Genomic DNA, 26,663 nt, shown 5'->3' with positions numbered 1-26,663 from the left:
TCCTTATAATAATTCATTGGTTTAATCGATGCTTATTAATGTATAATATTATGACATATATTATAATGAAAGGCGATGCACATGAAGTATCCGAAAGGTATTAAACCAAGACAGTACTTTAACAGCCGCAAATCAAAACCTGACAACAGAGTAAAATATGGTCAGCGTGGCATGACCCTTGAAAAGGATTTGGATATCACGAATAATTATTACTTGCAGACGTCCCGTGCGGTCATCCATAAAAAACCGACACCGGTTCAGATCGTCAATGTGGACTATCCGTCGAGAAATAAGGCAAAGATTGATGAAGCCTATTTCAAAACACCGTCGACAAGTGATTATAATGGAATTTATAAAACCAGATATATCGACTTTGAAGCTAAGGAAACGAAGAATAAAACGCGCTTTCCTTTTATAAATATCCATGCCCATCAGGTGGATCACATGAAGCAGTGTTATGAACACGGCGGAATCGTATTTCTTATTATACGCTTCTCAAGCTTCGATGAGACTTATTTGATGCCGTTCGGCATATTTTTGACACATTGGGAAAATTATCTTGACGGCGCGCGCAAATCCATTGCCTATGATGATATTAAATCAGGCAGTTACATACTTAAACAAGGTATGAATCCACGCATCGATTATTTGGCTGCGGTGGATGAAATTTATTTTCGGAATGGAGAATTTTAATGAAAGATAACTATAAACGAAGTACCGGGTCCAAACAATCCCGGGAAAAGCGTGGCAGTAAAGAGAAGATGAGTAAAAAATCAATAATCAAAAGAGTCATCATATTTACGGTGCTGATCGGTCTTGTCTTTTTAGTGCTCGGCTCAATGCTCTTTGCCTACTACGCTTCAAGGGCGCCTGCCTTCAGTGATGAAAAATTGAGGGACCCGGTGCCGGCACAGATATACGACCGCAACGATGAACTCGTCACCACGGTCTATCAAGGTCAAAAGCGTGAACTCGTCGATATAGAAGATGTGCCGGATCATGTGATTGATGCGGTACTGGCGGTCGAGGACAACCGGTTCTACGAACACGGGGCAATCGATTTCTGGAGACTCGGATCTGCGGTGCTGAGCAACGTCTTTGACGGTTTTGGTTCCGAAGGGGCGAGTACAATCACCCAGCAGGTAGTTAAAAGAACGTTTTTGACCGACGATAAGTCCCTTGAGAGAAAAGCGCAGGAGGCATATCTTGCCTACAGACTGGAACAGGAATATTCCAAAGATGAAATACTCGAAATGTACTTGAACAAAATCTATTATTCCGACGGTATTTACGGCATCAGAACAGCAAGCTTATATTATTTCGACAAGGAACTCGAAGACCTGAATCTTGCGGAGTCTGCTTACCTTGCAGGTCTGCCGCAGCTGCCGAACAGATACAATCTGTATGTCGAGGATAACCGCGGTGCCGACAGGGCACAGATAGTGCTGAGACTGATGAACGAACATGAACGCATCAGTCCGGAACAATACGAGGAAGCACAGAACCATGACTTATACTCAAACCTTGTAGACCGCAGCGATGATGAGAGAGCATCGACCGAACCCGAAGACCCGGAGTACGCTTCATACATCAACTTCATCAAAAATGAAATTTCACAGCATGACAGTTTCAGCGACAGAGATATCAGCGAATTGATGGCGAGCGGTATTCAGGTATATACGAATATGGATGCCAATGTACAGAGAAATCTCCAGGATCTGACGGACAACAGGGAATATTATTACAACCCGAAATTTCAGGATGATGCTTTTGATATCGCGTCGACTGTTTTAGATACGCAGTCAGGTGAGCTCGTGGCAATTTCCGGCGGACGTGACTACCAGGAAGTTGTCGATCATAACCAGGCGCTTGTTGCAAAAAATACAGGTTCCACGATGAAGCCGTTTCTGTCCTACGGCCCGGCGATAGAAGAACTTGAGTGGCGCACGGATCAGACCATCGATGATGAATATGAATACTCACCGGAAGGATTCGACCAGATCAGCATATATAACTACGATATGCAGGATCACGGCCAGGTGACCATGCGCAATGCACTCAGCAGAAGTTACAACGTTCCGGCGGTCAAAGCATACGAGACGGTCAAGGATGAAACGAATGACAGTACACCGGAAGAATTTTCATCGGAAGTCGGTCTGGATTATTCGAATAAAAATGACGGGGACTATGATGTGTCCTTCAACGACGTACTCGGTGGTAACCAGTCTGCTTTCAGTCCGTTGCAGATGGCTGAAGCATATTCGACGCTCGGCAACAACGGAGAGTATAATGAAGCCCATGCAGTAAGACATATTGTAACGAATGACGGAGATACAGTGGAGTTTGAACACGAATCGCACCAGGCGATGGAAGACTATACAGCCTACATGCTGACAGACATGCTGAAAGATACATTCCAGCCATACGGCAGTGCCGATTACATTTCCATGGATGGTTTGAATATTGCAGCAAAAACAGGAACGACTTCATATTCAAGAGAATTGCGTGAAGAACAGAACCTGCCGGACAATGCGGCAAAAGATGCCTGGATCGTCGGTTACACACCTGAATATACGCTGAGTGTCTGGTCAGGATTCAATACGACTAAAGACGGCGGCGAAACATCGTTTGTCGGCACAGATGAACACATTACACCGCAGTGGTTCTTCAGGGACATCATGCAGACGATCAGCACGTACAACGGACAGGACTTCGAACAGCCTGAAAGTGTCGTCAGACTGAGCAACGGGGAACTTGCCGTTCAGGGCAGCGAAGATATTGAACAGTATGAATCACAAAACAACGGGTCAAACGGATCAAACAACGGTTCGGACGACTCGAACAGCTGGAACTGGTACTGGAACAGCGATGACAATGAAAACAACAATGATACTTCTGAAGAAAATTATAATGAAGCAGAAGAGGAAACACCGGTCACCGGCGGAGAGTCAGAAGAAAGCAATGTAACCGAGGAACCGGTTCAGGAAACCGAACCGGCTGAAAACAGTGGCAACGAAGAAGAAGCGGCTGAAGAATCACAGAACAATACGGATGAAACACAAGAAGAAACCGAGCCGGAGGAGCCGGCAGAATCTGAAAGTAACGGTGACACCTCAGAAGAAGCGGAAGATGACGCAGCATAATATAAATAAAGGTCCAAACCCTGTTATTGAACAGGATTTGGACCTTTTTTCATTTCTCTGTCTTCAATTTTCTTTTCATACGTTTCTGCCCTTCTCTGCAGTCATCCAGTAAAGGACATGTCTCACACTTTGGTGTTCTTGCAAGGCAGTGGTACCGCCCAAAGAAAATCAATTGATGATGGGCTTTACTCCATCTGTCTTTTGGTATTTTCTTCATCAGTGTCTCTTCGACCTGGGTGACATTGTCTTTGTATCTTGCAATACCGAGCCTCTTGCTCACCCGTTCAACATGGGTGTCGACAGCGATTCTCGGTACATCAAATGCAACGGACAGCACGACATTCGCCGTCTTACGCCCCACACCCGCCAGACTCACAAGATCTTCGTAATTTTCAGGTACTTCCCCATCAAATTTATCTATTAGATCCCGGCATAATTTCTGGATATTTTTCGCTTTATTTCTGAACAGTCCGATTGTACGTATATCATTTTGGACTTCTTCAAGCGGCACCGCCACATAATCTTCAGGCGTCTTATACTTTTCAAACAGACTTTTCGTCACTTTATTGACGTGGTTATCCGTTGCCTGTGCCGACAACAGTACAGCGATGGTCAGTTCAAATGTATTATCGTGATTCAGTTCCGCCTCTGCATCCGGGAACATTGAGTCGATAACATCCAGCATTTCAACAGTCTTTTTACCACTAATCATCCAAACTTTCTCCTTTCAGCCAATTTCTGATCGGCGGCCGCTCTTTTTTCGGTTCGAGCGGCGTATGATTCAGATTGTTTAATATTCTTTCAACATACTGCAGTGAAGTGATTTGATTCTTATAGGCAAGATTGACCGATTCTTTAATCATATCGACCGAATATCCGGAATCTTCCAGCCAGCTGTTCATTCTTTGAAACTCATTCGGAGACAGCGCCCTGCCGTATAAATTTTCTATGAATGAAAACAGTTCCTGAATTTGTGAGGCATCTGCTTCAGGCTTTTTTTCAAGTGACAGAAATTCTTCGAGCTTTTTATATGTAGGTTCAACACTCAACAGTTCAGAGTGCTGCTGCCCGTCGGTTTCATTATATATTTTTATAAATTCCTTAGTGAGCAGCTGCTGGATGATCATGTTGATTGACTTTGTATTCAGTGTTGTTCCTTCGATCAATTTGGTTATATCAGGCAGCGGCTGTGAATCAGTATGATGCTGCATAAGTTTAATCAGTATGATCAGCTCACTTTCATCCAGGTCAAGTTCGCTGTAATGGTCAAAGAGTATTTTATTGACCGGGAAAGTTATATTGCGTATATACTTATCAATCACAATTGAACCTTCTTTCTAATAAAGAACAGTGTGTACAATTGTATTGTTACACACTGCTCTATGTTTACATGTTTTATTAAGGATACAGGCGGTTTAACAGTCTAGGGAACGGTGAAGTTTCACGGACGTGTTGAACCCCGGATAACCATGCAACTGTTCTCTCAAGGCCGAGTCCGAATCCTGAATGCGGCACACTGCCGTATTTTCTCAAGTCCAGATACCATTCATAAGCATCGACATCCAGACCGGATGCCTCGATGCGCTGTTTTAAAGTATCGTAGTCATGAATACGTTCACTGCCGCCGATGATTTCACCATAACCTTCCGGTGCAATCAGATCTGCACACAGTACGGTACGCGGATCTTCGGGGTTTTCTTCCATGTAGAATGATTTGATGGCTTTTGGATAGTTGACAATGAATACGGGCTTGTCATAATGATTAGCGATTTCCGTTTCATGAGGCGCACCGAAGTCATCGCCCCACTCTATATCATCGAAACCTTTCTCGTGAAGCAGATCAATTGCTTCAGTATATGAGATTCTCGGGAACGGCGCCTTTATTTTCTCTAATACAGCAGTCTCCCTGCCGAGCGCTTCCAGGTCCAGTTTACAGTGTTCAAGTACATTTTGAACTACATATTCGATGTACTGTTCCTGAACTTCCAGACTGTCATCATGCTCAAAGAATGCCATCTCAGGTTCGATCATCCAGAATTCGATCAGATGACGGCGTGTTTTGGATTTTTCAGCTCTGAAAGTCGGTCCCATAGTAAATACTTTACCATGTGCCATCGCAGCAGCTTCAGCATACAGCTGACCGCTCTGGGAGAGGAAAGCATCTTCATCGAAGTATTTCGTATGGAAAAGCTCTGTCGTCCCTTCAGGTGAACTGTTCGTCAAAATTGGTGAATCTATTTTCTTAAAGCCGTTTTCAAAGAAATAGTCATGCGTGCTTTTGATTATCTGGTTTCTGATATTCATAACAGCATGCTGTTTTCTTGAACGCAGCCACAAGTGGCGGTTATCCAGTAAAAACTCAGGACCGTGCTCTTTAGGCGTAATCGGATAGCCATCAGCCTCCTGGATGATTTCTATATTGCTGACTTCCATTTCATAACCGAAAGATGAGCGGTCATCACTTTTGATAGTTCCTGTGACATACATTGATGTTTCCTGGTTGAGTCCTTTTGCGACTGCAAACAAATCTTCATCATTTGCTTTTACAACGACGCCCTGCATAAATCCGGATCCGTCTCTAAGCTGTAAAAACTGAAGTTTTCCGCTGCCTCGCTTTTGAAGGAGCCAACAGCCGATTGTTACTTCCTGTCCTTCATATTTCGGTGATTCTTTAATCGTAATCTTCATTCCTAAACTCCTTCTAATCTTTCTGTTACAAAATTTTTAATTCGTGTAATCGCTTCTGTCATGACTTCTTCACTAGTAGAATAGCTGATGCGTATATTATCTTCCAGGCCGAAAGCGGATCCCGGAACAACAGCAACATGGACATTTTCAAGCAGATCTTTGACGAAATCATCTACAGTATCATAACCCATCTTATCTGTGCACTCTTTAAAATTAGGGAACAGATAGAATGCACCTTCCGGTTTAATACAAGTGGTGTACGGAATTTCTTCAAGAAGACTGTAAGCATGGTCTCTTCTCTGTTTAAAAGTCTCATTGAATTCAGTCAGGAATGACAAATCCATTTCGTAAGCTGCCACTGCCGCCCACTGTGACGGTGTGGCCGGATTTGAAGTCGACTGGCTTGCAAGACCTGTCAGTCCCTTGATCAGAGCCTTGTCACCGCAAGCATAACCGATTCTCCAGCCTGTCATTGCGTGTGATTTACTCACACCGTTGATGACGACCGTACGTGCTTTCATATCTTCATTGATGGATGCAATCGAGTAATGTTCTGTACCGTATACTAGAACTTCATAAATTTCATCGGCAACTACAATCAGGTCATTCTCGGCAACGACTTCGGCAAGTGCTGCCAGTTCTTCTCTGGAATAGACCATACCTGTCGGGTTGTTCGGCGAATTCAGCATAAGTACTTTCCGTCTTATCTGTAATATTCTCCTTTAACAGCTCCGGAGTCAGTTTGAATGAAGTGGATTCATCCGTGTAAACAAGCACCGGCGTACCTTCTGCAAGCTTAACCTGCTCAGTGTAGCTTACCCAGTAAGGAGAAGGAATGATCACTTCATCTCCATTGTCGATCAAAGCCTGAAAAACATTATATAATACATGTTTTGCACCGGACGCGACAAATATTTCATCCTTACCGTACTGCAGCTGGTGATCTCTAAGCATCTTTTTGGATATTGCTTCTTTAAGCTCAGGAATGCCCGCTGCAGCTGTATATTTGGTTGCACCATTTTTTACAGCTTCAAATGCCTTTTCTATGATTTCATCAGGTGTGTTAAAGTCGGGTTCACCTGCGCCTAGACCAATCACATCAACACCGCTCGCTTTCAGTTCTGCAGCTTTGGCAGTGATAGCCAGTGTTTGACTCGGTGTTAAATTTTGAATGCGTTGAGAGAGTTCCATATTTCTGCTCCTTTTAATTATGTTATTTTATTTGGATATACTAATTATAAATGACTCAGGTACTGTTTGAAAGTATTGCGTGAACCTTTAACTATATTTCCTTCGGGAAAATACTTTAAAAATGCATTTCTGTATGGTTTTGACAAAATCCTGTTATCAAGCAACAGAACAAGGCCATTATCCTTTTTATTCCTTTTGACACGACCGATCATCTGTCTGAACTGGAACACCGCCTGTGGCAGGTCATCACTGTAAAAGTGTTTGAAATCATTATATTTTGGAATGGGGAAAGGCAGCTTTGACAGCATGATGCATTTATCATCCGTTCCTTCAATATTGATACCTTCACTGAAGCTTGATGTGGCCAGCAGCAAAACATTTTCCAACTGATTATACTGAAGCAGCAATTTATCGTGTGACGCTGAACGGTTCTGTCTTAACACGACAAAATCATTGAACAGCTCAACCTCTTTTGTGACTTCGTACACTTTATTGAGCAGTTCGTAGTTTGAAAAAATGACGAGCAGCTTGCTGTTGGTCTCAATCAGATACATGGACAAATAGTCTATTAATGCATACAAATATTCATCATCATTCTGATCATAAGCGGGTATATCCTCCGGAATGAACAGCTTAGTGTTATTAAAAAGTGTTTCATCTTTGATGATAGAAGTATTAAACGGCGTACTGCCAAATACATAATCCAGATGTTTAAACGAGCCTTTCACTTCCAAAGTACCTGACATCATGACCAATGACTTTACATGGTGCCCGTCATGCAGCAGCTGAAACTTCGGGTTGGTTACAAAAAATTTGACCCGCTGTATATTCCTATCATTCACCACATTATAATTTCCACTTTCAATCGCCCGGTTCAAATCATCCAGTGTCGTCTGAAAATAATGTATATGGTTATATAAAGCCTGGTACTGGTTCGTACCCCGGATGGTACCTAAAAATATAGAACAAAACTCTTTTGATCGATTAATAATAATTTGAACGCTTTTAATATTATTCGCCTGTATCGCATCAAAAAGCATATCCACATGCTGGTTAAGCTTTTCCATCAATTCTTCCAATAAATATGCGGACTTGAAATCATTGTTTTCAATATAAGAACTCAGAAGCCTGTTCTGCCTCGGCGTTCCCACCTGCCCGACGAAAAATTTCATACTTTGATAATTATATTCTGTCTGTGTACGTTGATTTAATGAATTGTTCAGCTGGTGTGCTTCATCGATGATCAGATACTTTGAATGACTCAGCAGTTCCATACAGTCCTGTATGAAATAATGGTTGGTAAAAACGACAGGCGCTTTATCCGCCTTTTCAAAAGCACGGTCAAAATAATAATGGTTATGGGTTTTACCGGTCTGTATCAGCATCGTTTTATAATATGCTTCTTCCGGGCCTTTAAGGCCGATTTCGGACAAGTCTCCTGTTTCTGTCTCCAACAGCCATGTGAGCAGCCTCATTTTAAGCAGTACAACTTCAGGATTATTGTCTTCAGTTTCGAGCAATGAACTGACAGCGTTCAAATCCAAATAATTTTCACGACCTTTTAAGTTCACATAGTCAATGTTCAAATCGAGTGCTTCCGTCAGCAGTCGCAGCTCATTATTCACCATCTGGTTCTGAAGGATCTTCCTGGATGTGGACACGAGTATCTGTTCATCATACAGGGAATAAAAACTGATGGCAGCAATTAAAAGCGCGCTTGTTTTTCCAACACCGGTATATGCTTCGATTGCCAGGTGTTCCCTGTTTTCAAAATGGCTGAATATTTCATTGGCCAGCTTAAGCTGGTCTTCCCTATGTTCAATATTTCTGTAATTCACATATTTATCATAGAGTTCACGGACAGTGACTGCCGGTACTTTATAATTGGAAAATCCTGTTTCTCTGATATAGAAGTCATTGTACAATTTTAAGCCCTTTCCGGGTTTTTCCAGATTCGATTCTGACAGCAGGCTGAATATCAGATCTGCGAGGCTGAACCTCAAGTGTTTGGAGAGGTGATACAACTGCTTCAATGTTTCACTGTTCGTCTGTTCCATCTTATCCAGCAAATATAAAAACAATTCTGCGGTGGCATAGGCATCTTCATCCGCCCTGTGGGCATTTGATAAATTTATACCTATTGTGGATGTGATTTCAGCTAATTGAAAACTGTTTTCCGCCGGTAAAAATATTTTTGACAGTTCGACTGTGTCAATCGACAGATTTGGTGAATAGTTTAAATGACATTGACTGAAATGGTTCTGCAGAAAAGCCAGGTCAAAATCGACATTATGTGCAACGAATACATAGTCATGCAGTTTATCATAAAGTTCTGCTGCGATATCTTTGAAGGCAGGTGCACCCTTCAGCATGGATTCATCGATATTTGTCAATTCTTGAATAAAAACCGAAAGATCGGTATTGTCACTTAAAAAAGTAGAATACTGATCAACGATTTTTCTGTTGTTTATAAATACGATACTCAGTTGAATGATACTGTCTTTACTTTTGTTATTACCTGTTGTTTCTAAATCCACAACAGCAAACTTCTGATTAATCATTAAATATCACCAATTTTTAAAATTCGATATCAGCACTTATGATTTTATGTATCTCACCCGATTCATCAGCCACAATTAAAAAGCCGTCATCTGTAATATCAACGGGTTTACCCATGAACGTACGATTCACTTCAGTAATTCTCATCTCACGACCGAAAATGATGGATTTGGAAACCCAGTCATCTTTAACAGCCGAAAATGAAACGGATAAAAATAAATCATAGTAATGCTCAATTTCTTTGACCAAATGATTCAAAAACAATTCGATACCAATACCTATTCTATCATTTTTAAGCAATTCACTCTCGATGGAAGTGGCATTTTGTATTTCTTTTATAACTTCTGTTTCATAAAGGTTGATACCGATGCCGCATATTATAGTCTGAATCATGCTGTTCTCACTGATGACCTCGGTTAGAAATCCACATACTTTTCTATTATCGATATATATATCATTCGGCCACTTGATACCCGCCTTCAGGTTGAATGATTTTTCTATAGCTCTTGCAATGGCCAGGGAAATGAATAAATTGAACTTGATGATTTCATTGAGATTGATATCGGGCTTTAACACTGCAGACATATATAATCCTGAACTTTTCGGTGACAGCCACTCTCTGTTGAAGCGCCCTCTGCCTTCAGTCTGCTCATTTGATACGACAATGAAAGGTTCATGTTTTTCCGTGATATTCTGAAATGCGACTTTCTGAGTCGAACCGACAGATTCACGGTAAATGATATCTGTAAATAAATTTGATTGTGAAACCATGGAAGACAGCACTGATTCATTCAGCTTATCAGACGATTCGGTCAGCATATAACCTTTATTCGTCATAGATCGCACTTTATATCCGTCTTTCTTTAAACTTTGAATGGATTTCCAGACAGCTGTCCTTGAAACACCCAGTTCATCAGCTATCTTTTGTCCGGATAAAAACTGTTCTTTATTCAATAACTTTAATACTTTCTGGTCCAATTTCAACATGTCTTTTCACCCAATTGATAATATCGCTGTGATTATTATTTATCCTTTCAAATAGTACTTCGTTTTCAATTATATTCAAGCATTCCTTTATCCAGGGACCGCTTTTCATATTATACAGCTCGATTAAATGTCTGCCATTGATCTTAAGGTCTTTCTTACTTCTGATTGTAAGTGACGGCTGTAAACTGAGCGCGTCGTCCAGTACATACATATTTTGACTTAAATCATTGTCCCGTCCCAGTTTTATAAATCTCAGTATCACGTCTTCGAGGTATTGATAAGCAATCTTTCTTGGTGACTCACCGTCTTTGACAGCCACAAACAATGATCGGCTGTTTTTCACAAAATCCTTTTCTGCATTGGAAATTTTTAAATCATTGATCCTTTCAATCAATGATTCATCTTTTATCGATTGTATGATGAGCTCATCCAAAAAGTCACCGGTTGCGGAATGCAGATAGTCCACATGATTGACATATTTAAAAAATGGAATATATTTTATCAGATCGGTCTGAACGAGCTTTTCTTTAGCCTGTTTCAACCCCGTACCGGAATATGTCTTTTTAAGCTCTGAAACGATGCGTTCGACAGAAACATTACCTACTGCATACGCGTTTTGTATCATTGAATGTTCAGTGGCTGATTCTATTGAGAAGTTCATGACGGACATGAACCGGATCGCTCTGATGATTCTGAGTGCATCTTCGCCGAATCTGTCGTCAGGTGCCCCTACAGTAATGATTTCCTTCTTCTCGATGGAATCTCTTCCAGAAAAGGGATCATGATATATCATGTCTTTTGACATTGCCATGGCATTCATGGTGAAATCCCTGCGTTCCAAATCTTCATTCAGCCGCTTGCTGAAATGGACGGAGTTCTGTCCGCTATTACCGGCAGCCGCCCCGTCCGCCCGGTATGTAGTCACTTCAAAAGGAATGTTTTCAGCCATAACGATTATCGTGCCATGTTCGATTCCGACATCGATTGTTTTCTGAAAAAGTTTTTCAACTTCGCCCGGCTTCGCGTCAGTCGTGATGTCTACATCGTGCACCGGCCTGTCCATGTAGAAATCCCTGACACAGCCGCCGACAAAATACGCTTCAAATCCATTATCGTTCAATTTCTTTATTATTGTTTCACCGATTTTGAATAATTCCATCATCATTAATCCTCTTTTAATGAAAAGTATAAGTCTTCATATTGATCGATTATATTCTCACTCTTAAATCTGGATTCGATATCATTGAGCATTCTATGCTGCATTTCTGCATACTTTCCATCGTCACTTAATAACTCCACAATATACTGTGCAGCTTTTTTAAAGTCACCGATTTCGGAAATAAAACCCGTATCCTTATGCTGAATGACTTCCCTGATACCACCGGCAGTTGAACCGATTGGTACAGCCCCGCAGTTCATAGCCTCCAATAAAGCAAGTCCAAAACTTTCCTGCTCACTTAACAGCATAAAACAATCAGACATTTTATAAAATCGCACGACATCAGACTGCTGGCCCGCAAAGATGACTTTATCAGTCAACTCAAGGTCAGTAACGAGTTGTCTCATCCGGTTCATTTCCGGTCCGTCCCCGACCAGAACAAGAACAGCGTCGATTTGTGAAACGGCAATATTAAATGCCCTGATAATATCTTCGATTCTTTTAATTGCTCTGAAATTTGAAGTATGCATAATGACTTTCGTCTCTTCATCAATGCCGTAACGATTTTTCAGCTCGCTGGCTGTCCTCGCTTTTTTGTCCATATTGAATTTATTCTCATCAATGAAGTTATAGACCGTTGTGATTTCCTTATCAGGCTTAATCAGATGATAAGTATATTTTTTCAGGCTGTTTGACACCGAAGTAGTAATATCTGATGACTCAATTCCAAATTTTATGGCGCTTGTCAAAGTCATATCATGACCAAGTACTGTAATATCAGTACCATGAAGCGTCGTAATGATTTTCACTTCGCTATTAGACATCTGTTTGGCCAGTATGCCGCAAACAGCGTGAGGTACGGCATAATGCATATGTATGATATCTAAATCATAATACTTGATCACTTCAGCAATTTTACTGGAAATTGTTATATCATAAGGCGGGTACTGGAAAACACTGTAACTGTTCACGTCTGTTTGATGGACGTATATATTTGGATGGTCGATGGTCAGTCTGAACGGCACTTTTGAAGTGATGAAGTGGACTTCATGGCCCCTTTTCGCCATTTGAATACCAAGTTCAGTTGCTATAATACCACTGCCTCCGACACCCGGGTAGCATGTAATTCCTATTTTCATATTATCACTCTCGATCTATATGGTTGATGTAATGAATAACTGCACTGGCCGTTCCTTCGTTTGTAGCGAGCGGGACATCATAGACATCTGACAGTCTAAGAAGTGCAGATACATCTGGTTCATGGGGTTGTGCTGTAAGTGGATCCCTGAAGAATATAATGACATCAATGCTGCCGTTTGCAACCATTGAGCCGATTTCCTGATCTCCGCCAAGCGGGCCAGATTTAAAACGGTGGACCTCCAGACCGGTTTCTTCCACTAACCTTTTGCCGGTGGTCCCTGTAGCATACAGATCATGCAATTTGAAAGTCTCGAGAAATTCTTCAACAAATGTTATCAGTGCTTCTTTTTTCTTATCATGTGCAATCAAAGCAATTTTCATAATGGTCCCCCAATAGTTATTATATAACTATTATAGATAAAATGTTTTGTTATGTGAAATTTTCGAAATAAAAAACACAGTTAGAATATATCTAACTGTGTTTAAACTGTCTAGCTCTGGCTTCTTGCGATTAAAATAAATCTTACAAGCTCTGCGACTGCCACTGCTGTCGCCGCTACATATGTCATAGCAGCTGCATTCAGAACTTTTTTAGCATGTCTGTACTCTTTTTCATTCACAATATTCAGTGACTCTATCTGCTTCATCGCCCGGCTGGAAGCATCAAACTCAACCGGCAGCGTCACAAGCTGGAATAGGACAGCGAAAGCCATTAAACCAATACCGGCCCATAACAGATATCCTCCGAACTCAGTATTCATACCAATTGTCAGTAACATACCCGCTATGATTAAGAAGTATGAAAAGTTACTGCCTAACTGTGCAAGAGGGAACAATGCTGATCTGAAACTTAAAAATTTATAGCCGGTTGCATGTTGTATCGCATGGCCGACTTCGTGAGCGGCAACGGCTGTGCCTGCTACACTGGGTTTATCGAAGTTGTGCGGAGAAAGACGTATTACTTTGTTTTTCGGATCATAGTGGTCACTTAGAAAACCTTGTCCTCTTTCCACTGCAACATCGTAAATACCATTTTCATGTAAAATTTCCTCTGCTACCTCTCTGCCTGTCAAACCACTTGTAGAACGTACTTTTGAATACTTGTTAAAAGTGGATTTAACGTTCATCTGGGCTAGCATTGGAACAATCATCAATACTACAAAATATATGATGATACCCATTAAATCAATTCCCTCCTATAATATCTCTTCTTATATTTTACTTTAATTTTCACTCATTCGTCAACGAATTGCTCCTCGGAACGAGCTGATAAAGCAGAACCAGAACAAGTACTGACAACCAGAAAGCAAAATAACCGATATGATCGCTGTACTGTGCCAATTGGCCATAGACCGGATACTGACCGTAAACATAGTCGATGACATCATTATGGAACAGCCATATTGCCGTAATATACAAATGTATCGGTTTTATTTCTAAATAAGGGAGGAATAAAAATGCCTGAACTGCCATGATACTGTGAGAAGCGACAAGCATCAATCCGATCCATGAGATGAACTCTGTTTCCATAAAGGTCAGTAGATTCATAGCCACGGCCCATAGACCGTATTTGATCAGCGTCGTGAATGCGAGCGCATCAATAAGTCCCCATTTTTTATTCATCAATATGAGAATGATCAATATACTTAAAAACAGAGTGGCTGTCGGGCTGTCGGGGACAAACGGCATAAAGTACCACTCGGTGTTAGAAAGTTGTCCGCCATACCAGTAATAACCGTAAATTGTTCCTATGAAATTACTGATTAGTAATAGTACCAAAAACCATTTGTTGTACATTAATTCGATTACTTTATTCATATAATCACCTAAGAAAAAAACCCCTTTTTACAAAGGGGTTTTAAAAGTTTATTCACCAGAATCCGGTGTGTTTTGAGCTTCATCGTCAGAAACTTCTTCAAGATCTGCAACAAATTCTGAAATTGCTACAATCTCATCATCAGTCAACTGATCTTCGAATGCAGGCATTACATCTCCTACACCGTTTCTTACGAACGCTTCAACAGTTGCAGCGTCATATTCAGGCTCAATAAGGTTTGGACCTGATCCGCCTGCAAGTTCACCACCGTGACAACTTGTACAGTTGGTACGTATCAGCTCGTTAAACACGGGGTCTTCAGCATCCAGGTTCGAGAATACAATCTGACCCTGAGCATCCTGTTGTTCCCAATCATGGTAAGCAACTGATTCCCATGTTGTATAGAAAATAATTGCCACTGCCACAAGCATCATTCCGCTTGCAATTGGACGTCGTTTCCAGTGACGGTCTTTCTTATTATCCAGCCAAGGTGCTAATAATAATGCGGTAAACGCGATACCTGGTATTACGATTGCACCAATAACGTTAAATGGTCCGGATGCATAAGTGTATTTTAATATTTGATAAAGAAATAGGAAGTACCAGTCCGGTAAAGGAATATATCCTGTATCAGTCGCATCAGCAACACGCTCAAGCGGTGCCGGGTGCGCAACTGTCAGACATAAAAATCCTATAAGGAACACTGCTCCTGTTATCCATTCTTTTAGAAGAAAGTCCGGGTAAAATTCTTCTGTGCGCCCGGGAAATTCTGAATAGTCGCGATTGAGCTTTGGTTTATCATATTTCTGTATTCGGGAATCTCCGACAAATGTCAGTCCTTTTCCACGTTTCATATATTTTTACCTCCCATTTCTCCTATAGTGGACCTGCGATACCTTGTCTACGTATCATGATGAAGTGAATTGCCATCAATACAAACAATGCAGCAGGCAGGAAGAATACATGTATAGCGAAGAAGCGTGTCAGTGTCTGTGCACCGATAATCGTATCATCACCAGCCAGCAGTGTCTGAATCCAATCACCGATAAACGGTACACTGCCTGCAATATCCAGTCCTACTTTAGTTGCGAATAATGCTTTCATATCCCAAGGTAATAAATATCCTGTGAAAGCAAGACCGAGAATCGTTGCGAATAATAGTACTCCGACAACCCAGTTCAACTCTCTCGGAGCTTTATAAGCACCTGTAAAGAATACTCTTAAAGTATGTAAGAACATCATTACAACAACTAAACTTGCACCCCAGTGGTGCATACCTCTGACAATCAAACCAGCTGCTACATCATGTTGAAGATAGTAAACAGAATTCCAAGCATTAACGATATCCGGTACATAATACATTGTTAGGAACATACCTGATAATATCTGAATTAATACAATGAAAAATGTCAGACCTCCAAAACAATAGACAAACGCAGAGAAGTGATAGGCAGGGTTAACATGCTCCGGCACCTCATGATCTGCCACATCTCTCCAAATAGGAGTGATATCCATGCGGTCATCTATCCAATCATAAATTCTATTGAACATTTAGTTTCCCTCCTATACTAATTCATTTGGAAATACTTGGCCTATTGTAAGAAACCCATCGGATTCGCCAACTTCAAATTGATCCAATGGCCCTGTTGGAGGAGTTCCTGGTACGTTATCTCCATTCTTCTCATATAAACCGTTATGACATGGGCAGAAGAATCTATCTGGATTATTATCATCAGCAGCCCAAGTAACCGTACAACCAAGGTGTTTACATACTGGTGAGAATGCAATAATGTTATCACCATCTTTATAAACCCAGGCAAAATCTGTTACCTCACTTGTATACCAAGCATCTTCCTGTTCAAATGTGAAATCGACCTGCATCGGTTCTTCAGTGATTTCATCAATTGTAACACTTGTCGTTATCATTGATCCTGCTGACTCATCCTGGAACAAAGGGTCCAGAGCCATTCTTCCCATTGGAAGTATCATACCAGCCGCCATAAATGATCCAACACCCATTAAGGAATAGTTCAAGAACTGACGTCTTGTAACTTTTTGCGACATTTTAATTTCCCCCCTCAAACACATGCGTTCTTTTACATTAAATATAACTAGGACATATCAATTTTAGCCTATTAAATTCCGACGGTCAATAAGCTTTCACAATTTTTCATGCTCGCTTTATGCGATAATTGTGTAAAAAGTATTCAAATTTAACTGTTCCAAATGGAAATTATGGATTTCATCACTTTTTTAACTTCGTCATTTACCAAATCAAACTTAATATCATTGGACATGTCCTGTAATGGAATCTGATTGAGTCTTATAGACTTGTAATCATCATCCAGATTCAAGTGCGTAAGTACGACAACGTTTTTAAAGCCATAGTCATACAACTGCTCATGGTACTGCTTTAAAACGCTGGTGTCAGAAAAAACAGTTGTCAATGCGGGAGTGATGAATATTCTTCCTTTGAACTGTTTTTCTAGCTGGATTGAGACCAGCTGCACCAGTTCAATATCGTTTGCATGCGATAATGCCTGTTCGTCAATATCTCCACTGACAAACGGAATGACAGCAGTATCGACAAATTCGAGCTGGTCCTTCAGATTCTTAATATCATTAAAATTGTATAACATGATTTCACCTTTCAGATGCCCTGACATTTTTGAGTTCTTCAGCTAATCTATAAAAAAGATCTCTGTCATTATTCAGCAGGGCTGCATCAATCTGTTCTTCAAGACTTTTAATCTGCTGGTGAATATGACTGTAATTGCTGTCATATTCATTATTTTTCAATTCTTCATACCGCTTATTCGGTGTGTCGAAAACAAATTCCAGAAACACCGGTTCTTTATCATTACTGTTCAGTTCGTGCAAAATGACTTCACCGTCAGTCGTCACTATCGACCCTTTTTCAAATACCAGTGTCGGACGACCGGTCGTTTTTTCGGCAATCCTCAGTTTCCGGTCTATCGTCATATCACTGAATGATACAAAATCGATGATTGTCGGATGAGCTTTTATGAAGTTCATTATCCACACGGCGACTCTGTCTTCAAAATCAAAGTGATAAAGAACATAATCTAAAAAATCACGTTTAAGGTTCTTCGTCCTCATCTATCAAACGCTCCTTTTCATCCTGCCATTTCATATTACCCGGCTCAAGCTCTGTGAGTTTGTCAAGGATGTCTCTACGCAGCGGATGTCTGATTTCGCTTAAATAATAAAAGTAATCTTCGTAAAATTCCAGTGAATCTCCTATCAACGACGACGCTTCTTTATAAAACTTCATCGCTTTTTCGTCATCTTCATTAATAGAGTATATTTTAGCGAGAAGGTATAGAGATTCACCGGACAATGCATGATAATCGAATTCTTTTATATAATTATCGATATCTTCAGTGACGTCCAGTTTTAACAGTGTCTCAAAGAGCATCAGGTATGCATCGTCATAGTCCTGATCGATATCAATCGCCTTTTCAAAATACTCCAAAGCATTTTCCGGTTGATTCGTTCTGAAATGCAGACGTCCAAGGTGGAAATACACAAGGGGGTTTTTATCATTTTCTTTCAGAGATTTCTGCATGATCTCAATTGCTTTAGGCAGATCATGCTGGGTTTCATGAATATTCATCAATAGAATATATGCATTCATATAATATGGTTCGTTGTCAAAAACTTTTTCGAGCAGCATGATCGCATTATCATATTCCTGCAATTGATATTCCAAAAGTGCCTGACGATACCAGTCATCATTTGTGAAGTTCTCCTCATCAGCTGCTTTAAAATATGCTTTTGCCTCTTCAAGGTTCAGTAGATTCATGTTGATTTCAGCCAGTCGCAGATTGATATCAATCTGGTTCACCTGTTCAATCTCCTGATTCAACATCAACTGGTAGTGTCTGTTGGCCTCCGTCAGATCTCCATCATGGAAATAAAGTTCAGCAATTGCAAAGTCGATGATCGAATCATCAGTCAGTTCCTTTGCATCAAATAATGCCTTTACGGCGATATCATTCATATTCAACTGTTGAAAGATTTCTGCTTTCAACATCATGACAGTGGCCGTCTTTTTTGAACTGTTGATTAAACTGAGTGCTTCGTCCAGACGATTATCAGTAATCATCAGATCTGTAAGGTAGGCAAGAATTTCATCATCATGCTCTGTCTGGTTGTACAGATGAACATATACCTCTTCGGCATAATTATGAAGCCCGCTTGAAATTAATGCGTCTCCCAGTATGAACAATGCATCCAGATCATCTTCTTCATGAACCTGAGACAAGTTATTGATAATGTGATTGAGTTTTTCTTCCGGGTACTCTCCCCTATTTAAAAAATCTATGGCTTGATAAATTTGTTCTTGCATTATTTATATCCTCTCATCTAGCCTGTTTTAACTTTTCCAGATCCTTCAAAAATTCAGGATAGGAAATACTGATTGCAGAAGGGTCATCAATGTTGATGTCCTTACCTGCTGCGATACCCATAACCATGAGCATCATGATAATACGGTGATCATGATATCCTTTAAAGTCATTATCGGTCAATTTCACTTTTGAAAGTGGATGAACGATAAAGCCATCATCGAATTCTTCAAATTCAATGCCGAATTTGCTCAGCTCATCTATTACAGCCCTTAAACGGTCCGTCTCTTTGAAACGCAATTCTTTGGCGTCTTTGATAACACTAGGTTTGCTTCCGAAAGCACCAAGTACCGCAAGGACCGGAATCTCATCAATCAACCTTGGAATGATATCTCCGGACAATTCATAAGAAGTTAAATTTTTAGAGTGCCTCACCCTGACGTTGCCTATCGCTTCACCTTCAGTGGAAGTTTGTTCGACTTCAATTTCAGCGTCCATCTGTCTAAATACATCGATGATGCCTGATCTGGATTCATTAAGAGAGACGTCCTCTATGAAAATATCAGAGCCTTCGGTGATCGCCGCTAGCACCATTAAAAAGGCAGCTGACGATATATCCCCCGGCACCAGAACATCTTGTGGCATTAACGTCTGGTTGCCTTGAAGCTTAACCGTCAGACCATCAACCGTGATATCCGCACCGAACTGTTCAAGCATGATTTCGGTATGGTCCCGTGATTTGAATTCCTCATGAATCACCGTTTCACCCTCTGCAAACAAACCGGCAAATAAAATCGCACTTTTTACTTGTGCACTCGCAACAGGCATCTTATATTCGATGGCGTTTAATACGCTGGGCTTTATTTTTATCGGCGGATACTTACCTTCTTTCAAGGAAATATCTGCGCCCATTTTTCCCAATGGAACGGAAACACGGTCCATCGGCCTGATGGCAATGGAGTTGTCTCCTTCCATCGTTGCGTTGATTCCAAGCCCTGAAATCAATCCCATAAGAAGCCTTGTAGTTGTTCCCGAATTACCAGTATACAGGACCTCTCCCGGTGTCTTGAAGTTTTCTGCTCCCGGTGAAGTGACCGTGATCTGCCCTTCTTCATCAATAATCTCTACACCGAGCTGAGACATGATTTCTGAAGTTCTGAACGTATCATCGCTTTCAAGAGGATATTTGATTGTAGACGTCCCTTCAGCAAGGGAAGCCATCATTAAGGCACGGTGTGTAATGGATTTATCGCCCGGTACTTGTATGTTACCGACAAATTTATGATTTAATAATGATTTCATATGGACTCCTTTATCCCGCTTAAATAATTTTCAAGCGCATTGATATTCAATTCAGTAAAATAAGGAGAAAAATCTTCATTTACTAAGACAAAACCGATTGCTTCATTTTTAGTGTTTTTCTTATCGTGTCTCATAAGGCCGATCATCTGCTCTATATCCATCTCACCCAGCAGTCCGACCGGGTAATCCAGCCCCGAAAAGTAATCATGATAATTTTTCAGGTCGAAAACTTCACTTTCAGCCGTCTGGTTGGAAATGTACATCATTGCATATAAACCGAGTATGATCGCCTGACCGTGCGGTATCTTATATTGATATTCGAGGGCATGGCCCAACGTATGGCCAAGATTCAAAAATTTTCTCGAGCTTGATTCGAACTCGTCCTGTGAGACATATTTCATTTTAGTTTTAATACCGTCAATGATGCTTCCTTCAATGGCTCCAATACTGAGACCGGCTGAAGTCTGGCGCATCAGTTCAGTGACAGCTTCTTCACTGTTTAAAAGTGCATGTTTAAAAACTTCTCCGAACCCGCTTAAAACTTCACTTTTCGGTAAAGTATTCAAGAATGCCAGGTCATAAACAACACCAACCGGGCGGTGGAATGCGCCGATCAGATTTTTACCCTGGCTTGAATTGATGGCCGTTTTACCGCCTATTGCGGAATCATGGGCCAAAATAGTCGTCGGCACCTGGATGAAGTCCACGCCTCTTAAAGTCACAGCAGCTGCAAAGCCCCCAGCATCCCCCGCTGCACCGCCGCCAATGACGACAACGAGGCTCGAGCGTTTGATGCCCTGTTCAAGCAGACTCTCAGTCAGATCGATAAATGAATTGAAAGATTTTGCTGCTTCTCCGCTGTCTATAAGAATAGGACCTTCAATATCACGCAACTGTCCTTCTTTATATTGTTCATAGACTGTTCTATCCACAATATAGAACACATCGTTATATTCAGATGTATAACGTTTCATCACTTCATTGAAAATATCATGTCCCACATGGACTGTGTAGTTATTATCAGGGTAAGTCGTTTTAAACTCTTTCATAATCAGAAGTTTTTAGCTCTGTCCTTATAGTCTTCGACAGCCTGTTTCAGTTCTTCAAAGTTATCATGTGGGAATTTATCCAATACTGCTTTTGCCATTTCAATTGCAACCATGTGCTCACAGACGATGGAGGCTGCTGGTACTGCACACGCATCACTGCGTTCTACTGTAGCTTTGAACGGTTCCTTGGAATTGATGTCAACACTCATCAATGGTTTATAAAGAGTCGGGATAGGTTTCATCACCGCACGAACAACAATCGGCATGCCTGTAGACATTCCGCCTTCAAAACCGCCGAGGTTATTCGTTTTGCGGGTATATCCTTCTTCACTGCTGTAGAGGATCTCATCCTGAACTTGTGAACCTGGTGTATGTGCCAGTTTAAAACCCATACCGAATTCCACACCTTTGAACGCATTGATGCTGATGACACTGCCTGCAATTTTAGAATCAAGCTTTCTGTCGTAATGAACATATGAACCAAGGCCGACCGGCGGGTTTTCAATGATCACTTCGACGATTCCGCCGATGGTATCCCCATTTTTCTTAGCTGTATCAATCAGTTCCTCTGTTTTCTTTGTCTGCTCCTCTGAAATCATACGTACAGAAGACTGGTTCGCACCTTCTGAGATTTCTGAGTATGAATATTCACCTTCATCTTTGACTTCACCAATTTGAGTGACACGGCTCGTCATATTTATATCGAGTGAATGCAGCAGCTCTTTACAAAGTGCTCCAACAGCGACACGTGCGGCAGTCTCTCTTGCTGACGATCTTTCAAGAACATTTCTCAAGTCACGCGCATTGTATTTAATACCGCCGACAAGGTCTGCATGTCCCGGACGCGGTTTGGTGATTACACGCTTCATTTTCTCTTCTTCTTCCGGAGTTAGCGGATCGCTGCCCATGATCGTCGTCCAGCTCTTAAAATCATCATTAGTCAATTCGATCATTATAGGACTGCCGAGAGTTTTTCCGTGACGGACGCCTGCACCGAATGTGAATGTATCCTTCTCGATTTTCATTCTGCGGCCGCGGCCATATCCGCCCTGTCTTCTTATCAATTCAGCTTCCATACGCTCTTTATCTATAGGCATGTTTGATGGAAAGCCTTCAATTATCGCAGTTAGTTTTGGACCATGTGATTCGCCTGATGTTAAAAATCTCATAATTCCACCTTCTCCTCTAAAATTATATTAAAAAAAGCTGAGTAATAACCCAGCTCCTTGTTTGTTTAGTAAATCCAGTCTTTGTTAATAAGGCTGTAGTCTAGTACATCAGCTTCATCAAAGAAAAGATTGATTTCTCTTTCAGCACTTTCAGATGAGTCTGAACCATGAATAATGTTTTTTCCAACAGTTAAACCAAAGTCGCCTCTGATAGTTCCCGGCGCTGCTTCCTGAGGGTTTGTAGAACCTACTACTAATCTTGCAGTAGAGATTACGTTCTCACCTTCCAATACCATTGCGAAAACCGGACCTGAAGTAATGAAGTCAACCAGTTCTCCGAAGAAAGGCTTGTCCTGGTGTTCCTGATAATGTGTTTTTGCAAGATCCTCAGAAACATTCATCAATTTTGCACCAGCAATTTTGAAACCTTTATTCTCAAGTCTTGAAACAATCGGCCCGATAAGATTTCTTTGTACCCCATCAGGTTTAATCATTAGAAAAGTTTTTTCCATTATTAAATCTCCTTATAAATTAGTTATGGTCTTATATTATCATTAATTAATTTTATTGTTAATTTATTTCAGACGTTTTTTCAATTTTTCTGCTATTTCGAGTAAATATCCTCTGACTGGCTGATCAATATCACTTAAATGCCCGATCGCTTTATCGTAATGTTCAGAGCTGATTTTAAGTGATTCATGAAGAACGTCTGAATTCAATATTTGTTCTATCAGTGAATCAAGCATCTCAGGATTATTTTTAAATTCTGTCAATTGCTGTCGGAATCCTTCATCTTTATCCCTCAGAAGAAGGACCGGCAAAGTATAATGGCCGTTGGCGAGATCTGAAAACTTCGGTTTGCCGAGTTCTGATTCCTCCCCGGTAAAATCCAGACAATCATCGATAATTTGAAAACTGACTCCGATATGATGTGCGAATTCAGTCAGATGTCTCATCGTTACCTCATCCAGGTGACTGGCGTAACTTCCAAGCTCGACACTAAGAACAATCAGCAGTGCAGTCTTACGATAAATTTTCTTGTAGTAGTCATCGTATGTCTGGTTTTCATTAAACTGATGATTGAACTGAAGCAGTTCCCCGCTGACAATTTGTTCTATCGCAGCGGAATATGTTTTATGAAATTCTTCATGCTCTATATCACTGACCATTTGAACAGCAGTGGATAACAGCAGATTACCTGTGTTCACTGCCTGGAAATAGCCATACTTATAGTATGCGGTCGGTTTGCCTCTTCTTAGGTCACTGTCATCAATGATATCATCATGGACTAAAGTGGCCATATGAAGCAGTTCCAGACTGGCACTCACTTTGTAGACATCATTCATCTTATCGGGATTCCCCAGCTTCCCCGCAAGAATTGATAATGTCGGACGTAACTTTTTACCGCCTGATTTATACAGGTCCAGACCGAGATCATTCGATAACACACCTTTTGGCTCTAAGTTTTCTTTGATCAGTCTGTCGACCTTCATGAAATCAGGAGCAAGATATTTTTTTATAGAGGCCATTTTCAGTCCCCATCAATCGGTTTGATTGCAAAATGACTGGCTGCTGTACCTAAAGTGTGGGGAATTATTTTAATGTTTGTAAACCCTGTAGAGTCCAGCATGTTCTTAAGCTCTTTTTTGGACAGGAATGAACTGGTGGATTCATGCAGCCATGCGTATTCATCCCTCTTCTTGGCAATGATTCCGCCAAGCACCGGCATGATTTTACCGAAATAAAGTTCAAATCCTGAATTGATCAAATTATTTTCCGGTGTGGATGTTTCTAAAATGACCAGCGTACCTCCCGGCTTCAATACACGATAAAAATCAGCGATGGCAGCACCATAATCAGGCAGGTTTCTTAAGCCGAATCCTATAGTCACATAATCAAATTGATCACCCTCAAAAGGAAGGTCCATTGCATTGCCGTGAATTAAAGAGATATTATCCATTTGTTCTGTTTTATCTTTTGCGACTTCAAGCATATTCTCGCTGAAATCGAGACCGGTAGTATCTGCCCCGCTCGCAGCAAGCTGGATTGTCCAGTCGCCTGTGCCGCAGCATACATCAAGCACATTCATGTCATCATTTAAAAACATGTGAGACATGGTTTTATTTCTCCAGAGTGTGTGCTGATTGAAACTGATGATGTTATTCATATGATCGTAATCTTTTGATATAGCGTTGAATATTTTATGTACACGTTGTTCTTTATCCATTATTGTCACCTGAACTCTTTGTTATATATGGTAAATTTTTAATATTAATGCTGTTAATATATTGATCTATCAATTGTAATAGGCTGGTATGTGCATAACCATTATCTACAAGATAAATAAGAGGTGCAAATAAAAGTCTTTTTAATTCAGCATAAGAGGGGTTTTTATCAGATGTGGCATAGGCTGATTTTATCGAAGTGATTTTTTTGGATATACTGGACACATCGTTTATCACTTTATACTCATTATGTAGTGCTAAAATTTTATAAAACTGGCTGAAAAAATAATCGCCGGTCAAAACATGCTCTTCCCTATCTGCATCCTCTGGTTCTTCATCTAAAACCTGTAAAGCTTTATTGAAAAATAAAACCGCATGGCAGATGTGAGCATCCCGAATGATATTTTCTTCATCTGTAAAGAAGGTGAAGAAAGGCTCATTATGTAATTTCAGACTGTTATTGTTCAGATCTTTTTCTATTTGTTGTATAAGAGCTTCCATGGAAAATATCACCTTATAAATTAATAGACCTAACATCAACCGTTAGGCCTAATTCATTAATTATTTTACTGCGTCTTTAAGTGCTTTACCTGCTTTGAAAGCTGGTACTTTTGAAGCTGCAATCTCAATTTCTTCACCAGATTGTGGATTGCGGCCTTTACGTGCAGCACGCTCGCGGACTTCAAAGTTACCGAAGCCGATCAGTTGCACTTTTTCACCTTTTTTTAAGGAATCTTGAATTGATTCAAATACTGCGTCAACTGCAGCACCTGATTCTTTTTTAGTAAGATCAGCTTTATCGCTGACAGCATTGATTAAATCAGTCTTGTTCATACTATTCCACCTCCCATAATGAGTATAATGATAAGTTTTATCATTATGTTTTGACTTTAACACAGTCGATTAACCACTGCAATGAATTTTATGGTTTTTTGCCAGAAAAATGGCTTTACTATGCACTTTTATGCACATTAGTCATAAAAATAGGGTCATTATTTTCATCAACTGTAATCTCAGGAGAATATATAGGAACGATTGGTGTATATTCATATAATACTTCCCGGACATCATCACCAGTTTCAAACTGCAGGTCATTGTCCTCAATGATTCTGCCGATATCTTCCCTGTAGTCGACGATGAAATTTTCCCCGCCGCTGTAGTATACATTCAGTGCACCGCCGGAAATCGGACTCGTCACTGTCGGGTTCTCTTCCAGGTTGTAAAAATCAAGATCCAGTTTATAAACGTTTGGACCGATCGTTTCTTCAAACTGGACATGGTCTCCCATGCCATTGACTCTCAGCTGCAGTGAGCGTATCTCTTCAGTGATTCTCAAATCCGCCAGTTTGACTGTCGGGTTCTCTTCAGCATCGAGAATTACAAATTGATAGTAGCCGCCGCCTTCATATGAAATCGACGGTCTTTCATCGAGATAGTCCGGTACAAGTCTGTCGAAATCCACCTGATACTCAAAGTATTCACGTGTTCCAGAAACAGTTTTAATCGGTAATAGTCCATCTGTATCTTCCTGGTACTCTTCCACAGCCTGCTGAACCATTTCAATCTGTGTTTCATCAGGCATCTGATTCGGCTGTTCGGATTCCGGATACAGACAAGCACTTAAAAATAAAACTGAAAAAAGAACTGTTAAAAATTTAAATTTATATTTCAACTTCATCTAGCTGCCTCCTAAAACAGGTATCATCAGAATAAAGGCAAGCAGTAGCAGCCCCCATGCAAAAATAGAGACAATAATGCTTATAACCCTGATTTTAATGACATAGCGTGCCACATATATCAGTACTGCAGCAACTGCCATTGACCCCATTGATATAAAAGACAACCACATAAGATCCATTGCAGAT

28 protein-coding genes and 1 pseudogene are annotated in these 26,663 nt (G+C 40.7%); 2 read left to right on the top strand and 27 right to left on the bottom strand.

Features of this window, described 5'->3' with window-relative positions; genetic code table 11:
* Nucleotides 1-81: 81 nt before the first annotated feature.
* Nucleotides 82-693 carry a Holliday junction resolvase RecU gene (gene recU / locus BO48_RS02250; protein WP_496365795.1) on the top strand — a complete coding sequence of 204 codons (612 nt, stop codon included), beginning with the start codon at nucleotides 82-84 and terminating at the stop codon, nucleotides 691-693.
* Nucleotides 693-3,143, top strand: a complete 2,451-nt coding sequence (locus BO48_RS02245) for a transglycosylase domain-containing protein (RefSeq protein ID WP_496365794.1) — start codon at nucleotides 693-695, stop codon at nucleotides 3,141-3,143. Before recU ends, BO48_RS02245 begins: the two co-directional genes overlap by 1 nt.
* A gap of 49 nt (nucleotides 3,144-3,192) precedes the next feature.
* Here the strand turns inward: BO48_RS02245 and nth are convergent, their stop codons facing one another.
* From nth to BO48_RS02110, 27 genes and pseudogenes are all read right to left on the bottom strand, one after another.
* Nucleotides 3,193-3,855: an endonuclease III gene (nth, locus tag BO48_RS02240; RefSeq protein ID WP_496365793.1), complete on the bottom strand. Its 663-nt coding sequence runs from the start codon at nucleotides 3,853-3,855 to the stop codon at nucleotides 3,193-3,195.
* On the bottom strand, nucleotides 3,848-4,465 hold the full coding sequence (locus BO48_RS02235; protein WP_496365792.1) for a DnaD domain-containing protein: 618 nt from the start codon (nucleotides 4,463-4,465) through the stop codon (nucleotides 3,848-3,850). The genes nth and BO48_RS02235 overlap by 8 nt, the downstream gene beginning before the upstream one ends.
* Nucleotides 4,466-4,541: 76 nt before the next feature.
* Nucleotides 4,542-5,831 carry an asparagine--tRNA ligase gene (gene asnS, locus BO48_RS02230; protein WP_496365791.1) on the bottom strand — a complete coding sequence of 430 codons (1,290 nt, stop codon included), beginning with the start codon at nucleotides 5,829-5,831 and terminating at the stop codon, nucleotides 4,542-4,544.
* Between the two features lie 2 nt (nucleotides 5,832-5,833).
* Nucleotides 5,834-7,022 (bottom strand): annotated as a pseudogene (locus BO48_RS02225) (pyridoxal phosphate-dependent aminotransferase).
* 44 nt (nucleotides 7,023-7,066) lie between these two features.
* Nucleotides 7,067-9,583 (bottom strand): helicase C-terminal domain-containing protein, encoded by a 2,517-nt coding sequence (locus BO48_RS02220; protein WP_496365790.1) that lies wholly within the window; start codon nucleotides 9,581-9,583, stop codon nucleotides 7,067-7,069.
* 16 nt (nucleotides 9,584-9,599) lie between these two features.
* A complete protein-coding gene (locus BO48_RS02215; RefSeq protein WP_496365789.1) occupies nucleotides 9,600-10,568 on the bottom strand; it encodes a biotin--[acetyl-CoA-carboxylase] ligase in 969 nt (322 codons plus the stop codon).
* A complete protein-coding gene (locus tag BO48_RS02210) occupies nucleotides 10,528-11,730 on the bottom strand; it encodes a CCA tRNA nucleotidyltransferase (protein ID WP_496365788.1) in 1,203 nt (400 codons plus the stop codon). The genes BO48_RS02215 and BO48_RS02210 overlap by 41 nt, the downstream gene beginning before the upstream one ends.
* 2 nt (nucleotides 11,731-11,732) lie before the next feature.
* Nucleotides 11,733-12,866, bottom strand: coding sequence for an N-acetyl-alpha-D-glucosaminyl L-malate synthase BshA (bshA, locus tag BO48_RS02205; protein WP_496365787.1), 1,134 nt, complete (start codon nucleotides 12,864-12,866; stop codon nucleotides 11,733-11,735).
* Between the two features lie 4 nt (nucleotides 12,867-12,870).
* Nucleotides 12,871-13,248: a methylglyoxal synthase gene (mgsA, locus tag BO48_RS02200; RefSeq protein ID WP_496365786.1), complete on the bottom strand. Its 378-nt coding sequence runs from the start codon at nucleotides 13,246-13,248 to the stop codon at nucleotides 12,871-12,873.
* Nucleotides 13,249-13,358: 110 nt separating this feature from the next.
* Nucleotides 13,359-14,057 carry a zinc metallopeptidase gene (locus BO48_RS02195; RefSeq protein WP_496365836.1) on the bottom strand — a complete coding sequence of 233 codons (699 nt, stop codon included), beginning with the start codon at nucleotides 14,055-14,057 and terminating at the stop codon, nucleotides 13,359-13,361.
* Between the two features lie 40 nt (nucleotides 14,058-14,097).
* Nucleotides 14,098-14,685, bottom strand: coding sequence for a DUF1405 domain-containing protein (locus BO48_RS02190; RefSeq protein WP_496365785.1), 588 nt, complete (start codon nucleotides 14,683-14,685; stop codon nucleotides 14,098-14,100).
* A gap of 48 nt (nucleotides 14,686-14,733) precedes the next feature.
* On the bottom strand, nucleotides 14,734-15,537 hold the full coding sequence (locus tag BO48_RS02185) for a c-type cytochrome (protein ID WP_496365784.1): 804 nt from the start codon (nucleotides 15,535-15,537) through the stop codon (nucleotides 14,734-14,736).
* Nucleotides 15,538-15,559: 22 nt separating this feature from the next.
* Nucleotides 15,560-16,234 (bottom strand): menaquinol-cytochrome c reductase cytochrome b subunit, encoded by a 675-nt coding sequence (qcrB, locus tag BO48_RS02180; RefSeq protein WP_052256318.1) that lies wholly within the window; start codon nucleotides 16,232-16,234, stop codon nucleotides 15,560-15,562.
* 12 nt (nucleotides 16,235-16,246) lie between these two features.
* On the bottom strand, nucleotides 16,247-16,747 hold the full coding sequence (locus BO48_RS02175) for a Rieske (2Fe-2S) protein (RefSeq protein WP_496365783.1): 501 nt from the start codon (nucleotides 16,745-16,747) through the stop codon (nucleotides 16,247-16,249).
* Between the two features lie 149 nt (nucleotides 16,748-16,896).
* Complete coding sequence (locus BO48_RS02170) at nucleotides 16,897-17,322, bottom strand: DUF2487 family protein (protein WP_496365782.1); 426 nt, start codon at nucleotides 17,320-17,322, stop codon at nucleotides 16,897-16,899.
* Between the two features lie 4 nt (nucleotides 17,323-17,326).
* Nucleotides 17,327-17,803, bottom strand: a complete 477-nt coding sequence (locus BO48_RS02165) for a YpiB family protein (protein WP_496365781.1) — start codon at nucleotides 17,801-17,803, stop codon at nucleotides 17,327-17,329.
* The gene (locus BO48_RS02160) at nucleotides 17,784-19,055 is read right to left on the bottom strand and encodes a tetratricopeptide repeat protein (protein WP_496365780.1); all 1,272 of its coding nucleotides are present in this window, start codon (nucleotides 19,053-19,055) and stop codon (nucleotides 17,784-17,786) included. The genes BO48_RS02165 and BO48_RS02160 overlap by 20 nt, the downstream gene beginning before the upstream one ends.
* A 13-nt stretch (nucleotides 19,056-19,068) precedes the next feature.
* Complete coding sequence (aroA, locus tag BO48_RS02155; protein WP_496365779.1) at nucleotides 19,069-20,355, bottom strand: 3-phosphoshikimate 1-carboxyvinyltransferase; 1,287 nt, start codon at nucleotides 20,353-20,355, stop codon at nucleotides 19,069-19,071.
* Nucleotides 20,352-21,404, bottom strand: coding sequence for a 3-dehydroquinate synthase (locus BO48_RS02150; protein ID WP_496365778.1), 1,053 nt, complete (start codon nucleotides 21,402-21,404; stop codon nucleotides 20,352-20,354). Before BO48_RS02150 ends, aroA begins: the two co-directional genes overlap by 4 nt.
* Before the next feature lie 2 nt (nucleotides 21,405-21,406).
* Nucleotides 21,407-22,573, bottom strand: a complete 1,167-nt coding sequence (aroC, locus tag BO48_RS02145) for a chorismate synthase (RefSeq protein WP_496365777.1) — start codon at nucleotides 22,571-22,573, stop codon at nucleotides 21,407-21,409.
* A 65-nt stretch (nucleotides 22,574-22,638) separates the two neighbouring features.
* Nucleotides 22,639-23,085, bottom strand: a complete 447-nt coding sequence (gene ndk / locus BO48_RS02140; protein ID WP_496365776.1) for a nucleoside-diphosphate kinase — start codon at nucleotides 23,083-23,085, stop codon at nucleotides 22,639-22,641.
* 63 nt (nucleotides 23,086-23,148) lie between these two features.
* On the bottom strand, nucleotides 23,149-24,102 hold the full coding sequence (locus BO48_RS02135; protein WP_496365775.1) for a polyprenyl synthetase family protein: 954 nt from the start codon (nucleotides 24,100-24,102) through the stop codon (nucleotides 23,149-23,151).
* A 2-nt stretch (nucleotides 24,103-24,104) separates the two neighbouring features.
* Nucleotides 24,105-24,800, bottom strand: a complete 696-nt coding sequence (locus BO48_RS02130; protein WP_496365774.1) for a demethylmenaquinone methyltransferase — start codon at nucleotides 24,798-24,800, stop codon at nucleotides 24,105-24,107.
* Nucleotides 24,793-25,335 (bottom strand): hypothetical protein, encoded by a 543-nt coding sequence (locus BO48_RS02125; protein WP_496365773.1) that lies wholly within the window; start codon nucleotides 25,333-25,335, stop codon nucleotides 24,793-24,795. Before BO48_RS02125 ends, BO48_RS02130 begins: the two co-directional genes overlap by 8 nt.
* Before the next feature lie 24 nt (nucleotides 25,336-25,359).
* Nucleotides 25,360-25,632: an HU family DNA-binding protein gene (locus BO48_RS02120; RefSeq protein ID WP_052256329.1), complete on the bottom strand. Its 273-nt coding sequence runs from the start codon at nucleotides 25,630-25,632 to the stop codon at nucleotides 25,360-25,362.
* A gap of 118 nt (nucleotides 25,633-25,750) precedes the next feature.
* Nucleotides 25,751-26,476 (bottom strand): YphF family lipoprotein, encoded by a 726-nt coding sequence (locus BO48_RS02115; protein ID WP_496365772.1) that lies wholly within the window; start codon nucleotides 26,474-26,476, stop codon nucleotides 25,751-25,753.
* A complete protein-coding gene (locus BO48_RS02110) occupies nucleotides 26,477-26,647 on the bottom strand; it encodes a DUF2768 family protein (protein ID WP_496365835.1) in 171 nt (56 codons plus the stop codon).
* Nucleotides 26,648-26,663: the final 16 nt, after the last annotated feature.

The sequence above is a fragment of the Lacicoccus kunmingensis DSM 17847 genome (genome assembly GCF_059568765.1).
This window is presented reverse-complemented; position numbering and strand designations above follow the sequence as displayed.

Bases quoted from the DNA above. Each gene is read 5' to 3' on its own strand.
- recU (WP_496365795.1), top strand. From the start codon at position 82: ATGAAGTATCCGAAAGGTATTAAACCAAGACAGTACTTTAACAGCCGC.
- BO48_RS02245 (WP_496365794.1), top strand. From the start codon at position 693: ATGAAAGATAACTATAAACGAAGTACCGGGTCCAAACAATCCCGGGAA.
- nth (WP_496365793.1), bottom strand. From the start codon at position 3,855: ATGATTAGTGGTAAAAAGACTGTTGAAATGCTGGATGTTATCGACTCA.
- asnS (WP_496365791.1), bottom strand. From the start codon at position 5,831: ATGAAGATTACGATTAAAGAATCACCGAAATATGAAGGACAGGAAGTA.
- BO48_RS02220 (WP_496365790.1), bottom strand. From the start codon at position 9,583: ATGATTAATCAGAAGTTTGCTGTTGTGGATTTAGAAACAACAGGTAAT.
- BO48_RS02215 (WP_496365789.1), bottom strand. From the start codon at position 10,568: ATGTTGAAATTGGACCAGAAAGTATTAAAGTTATTGAATAAAGAACAG.
- BO48_RS02210 (WP_496365788.1), bottom strand. From the start codon at position 11,730: ATGATGGAATTATTCAAAATCGGTGAAACAATAATAAAGAAATTGAAC.
- bshA (WP_496365787.1), bottom strand. From the start codon at position 12,866: ATGAAAATAGGAATTACATGCTACCCGGGTGTCGGAGGCAGTGGTATT.
- mgsA (WP_496365786.1), bottom strand. From the start codon at position 13,248: ATGAAAATTGCTTTGATTGCACATGATAAGAAAAAAGAAGCACTGATA.
- BO48_RS02190 (WP_496365785.1), bottom strand. From the start codon at position 14,685: ATGAATAAAGTAATCGAATTAATGTACAACAAATGGTTTTTGGTACTA.
- BO48_RS02185 (WP_496365784.1), bottom strand. From the start codon at position 15,537: ATGAAACGTGGAAAAGGACTGACATTTGTCGGAGATTCCCGAATACAG.
- qcrB (WP_052256318.1), bottom strand. From the start codon at position 16,234: ATGTTCAATAGAATTTATGATTGGATAGATGACCGCATGGATATCACT.
- BO48_RS02175 (WP_496365783.1), bottom strand. From the start codon at position 16,747: ATGTCGCAAAAAGTTACAAGACGTCAGTTCTTGAACTATTCCTTAATG.
- BO48_RS02170 (WP_496365782.1), bottom strand. From the start codon at position 17,322: ATGTTATACAATTTTAATGATATTAAGAATCTGAAGGACCAGCTCGAA.
- BO48_RS02165 (WP_496365781.1), bottom strand. From the start codon at position 17,803: ATGAGGACGAAGAACCTTAAACGTGATTTTTTAGATTATGTTCTTTAT.
- BO48_RS02160 (WP_496365780.1), bottom strand. From the start codon at position 19,055: ATGCAAGAACAAATTTATCAAGCCATAGATTTTTTAAATAGGGGAGAG.
- aroA (WP_496365779.1), bottom strand. From the start codon at position 20,355: ATGAAATCATTATTAAATCATAAATTTGTCGGTAACATACAAGTACCG.
- BO48_RS02150 (WP_496365778.1), bottom strand. From the start codon at position 21,404: ATGAAAGAGTTTAAAACGACTTACCCTGATAATAACTACACAGTCCAT.
- aroC (WP_496365777.1), bottom strand. From the start codon at position 22,573: ATGAGATTTTTAACATCAGGCGAATCACATGGTCCAAAACTAACTGCG.
- ndk (WP_496365776.1), bottom strand. From the start codon at position 23,085: ATGGAAAAAACTTTTCTAATGATTAAACCTGATGGGGTACAAAGAAAT.
- BO48_RS02135 (WP_496365775.1), bottom strand. From the start codon at position 24,102: ATGGCCTCTATAAAAAAATATCTTGCTCCTGATTTCATGAAGGTCGAC.
- BO48_RS02130 (WP_496365774.1), bottom strand. From the start codon at position 24,800: ATGGATAAAGAACAACGTGTACATAAAATATTCAACGCTATATCAAAA.
- BO48_RS02125 (WP_496365773.1), bottom strand. From the start codon at position 25,335: ATGTTAGGTCTATTAATTTATAAGGTGATATTTTCCATGGAAGCTCTT.
- BO48_RS02120 (WP_052256329.1), bottom strand. From the start codon at position 25,632: ATGAACAAGACTGATTTAATCAATGCTGTCAGCGATAAAGCTGATCTT.
- BO48_RS02115 (WP_496365772.1), bottom strand. From the start codon at position 26,476: ATGAAGTTGAAATATAAATTTAAATTTTTAACAGTTCTTTTTTCAGTT.
- BO48_RS02110 (WP_496365835.1), bottom strand. From the start codon at position 26,647: ATGTGGTTGTCTTTTATATCAATGGGGTCAATGGCAGTTGCTGCAGTA.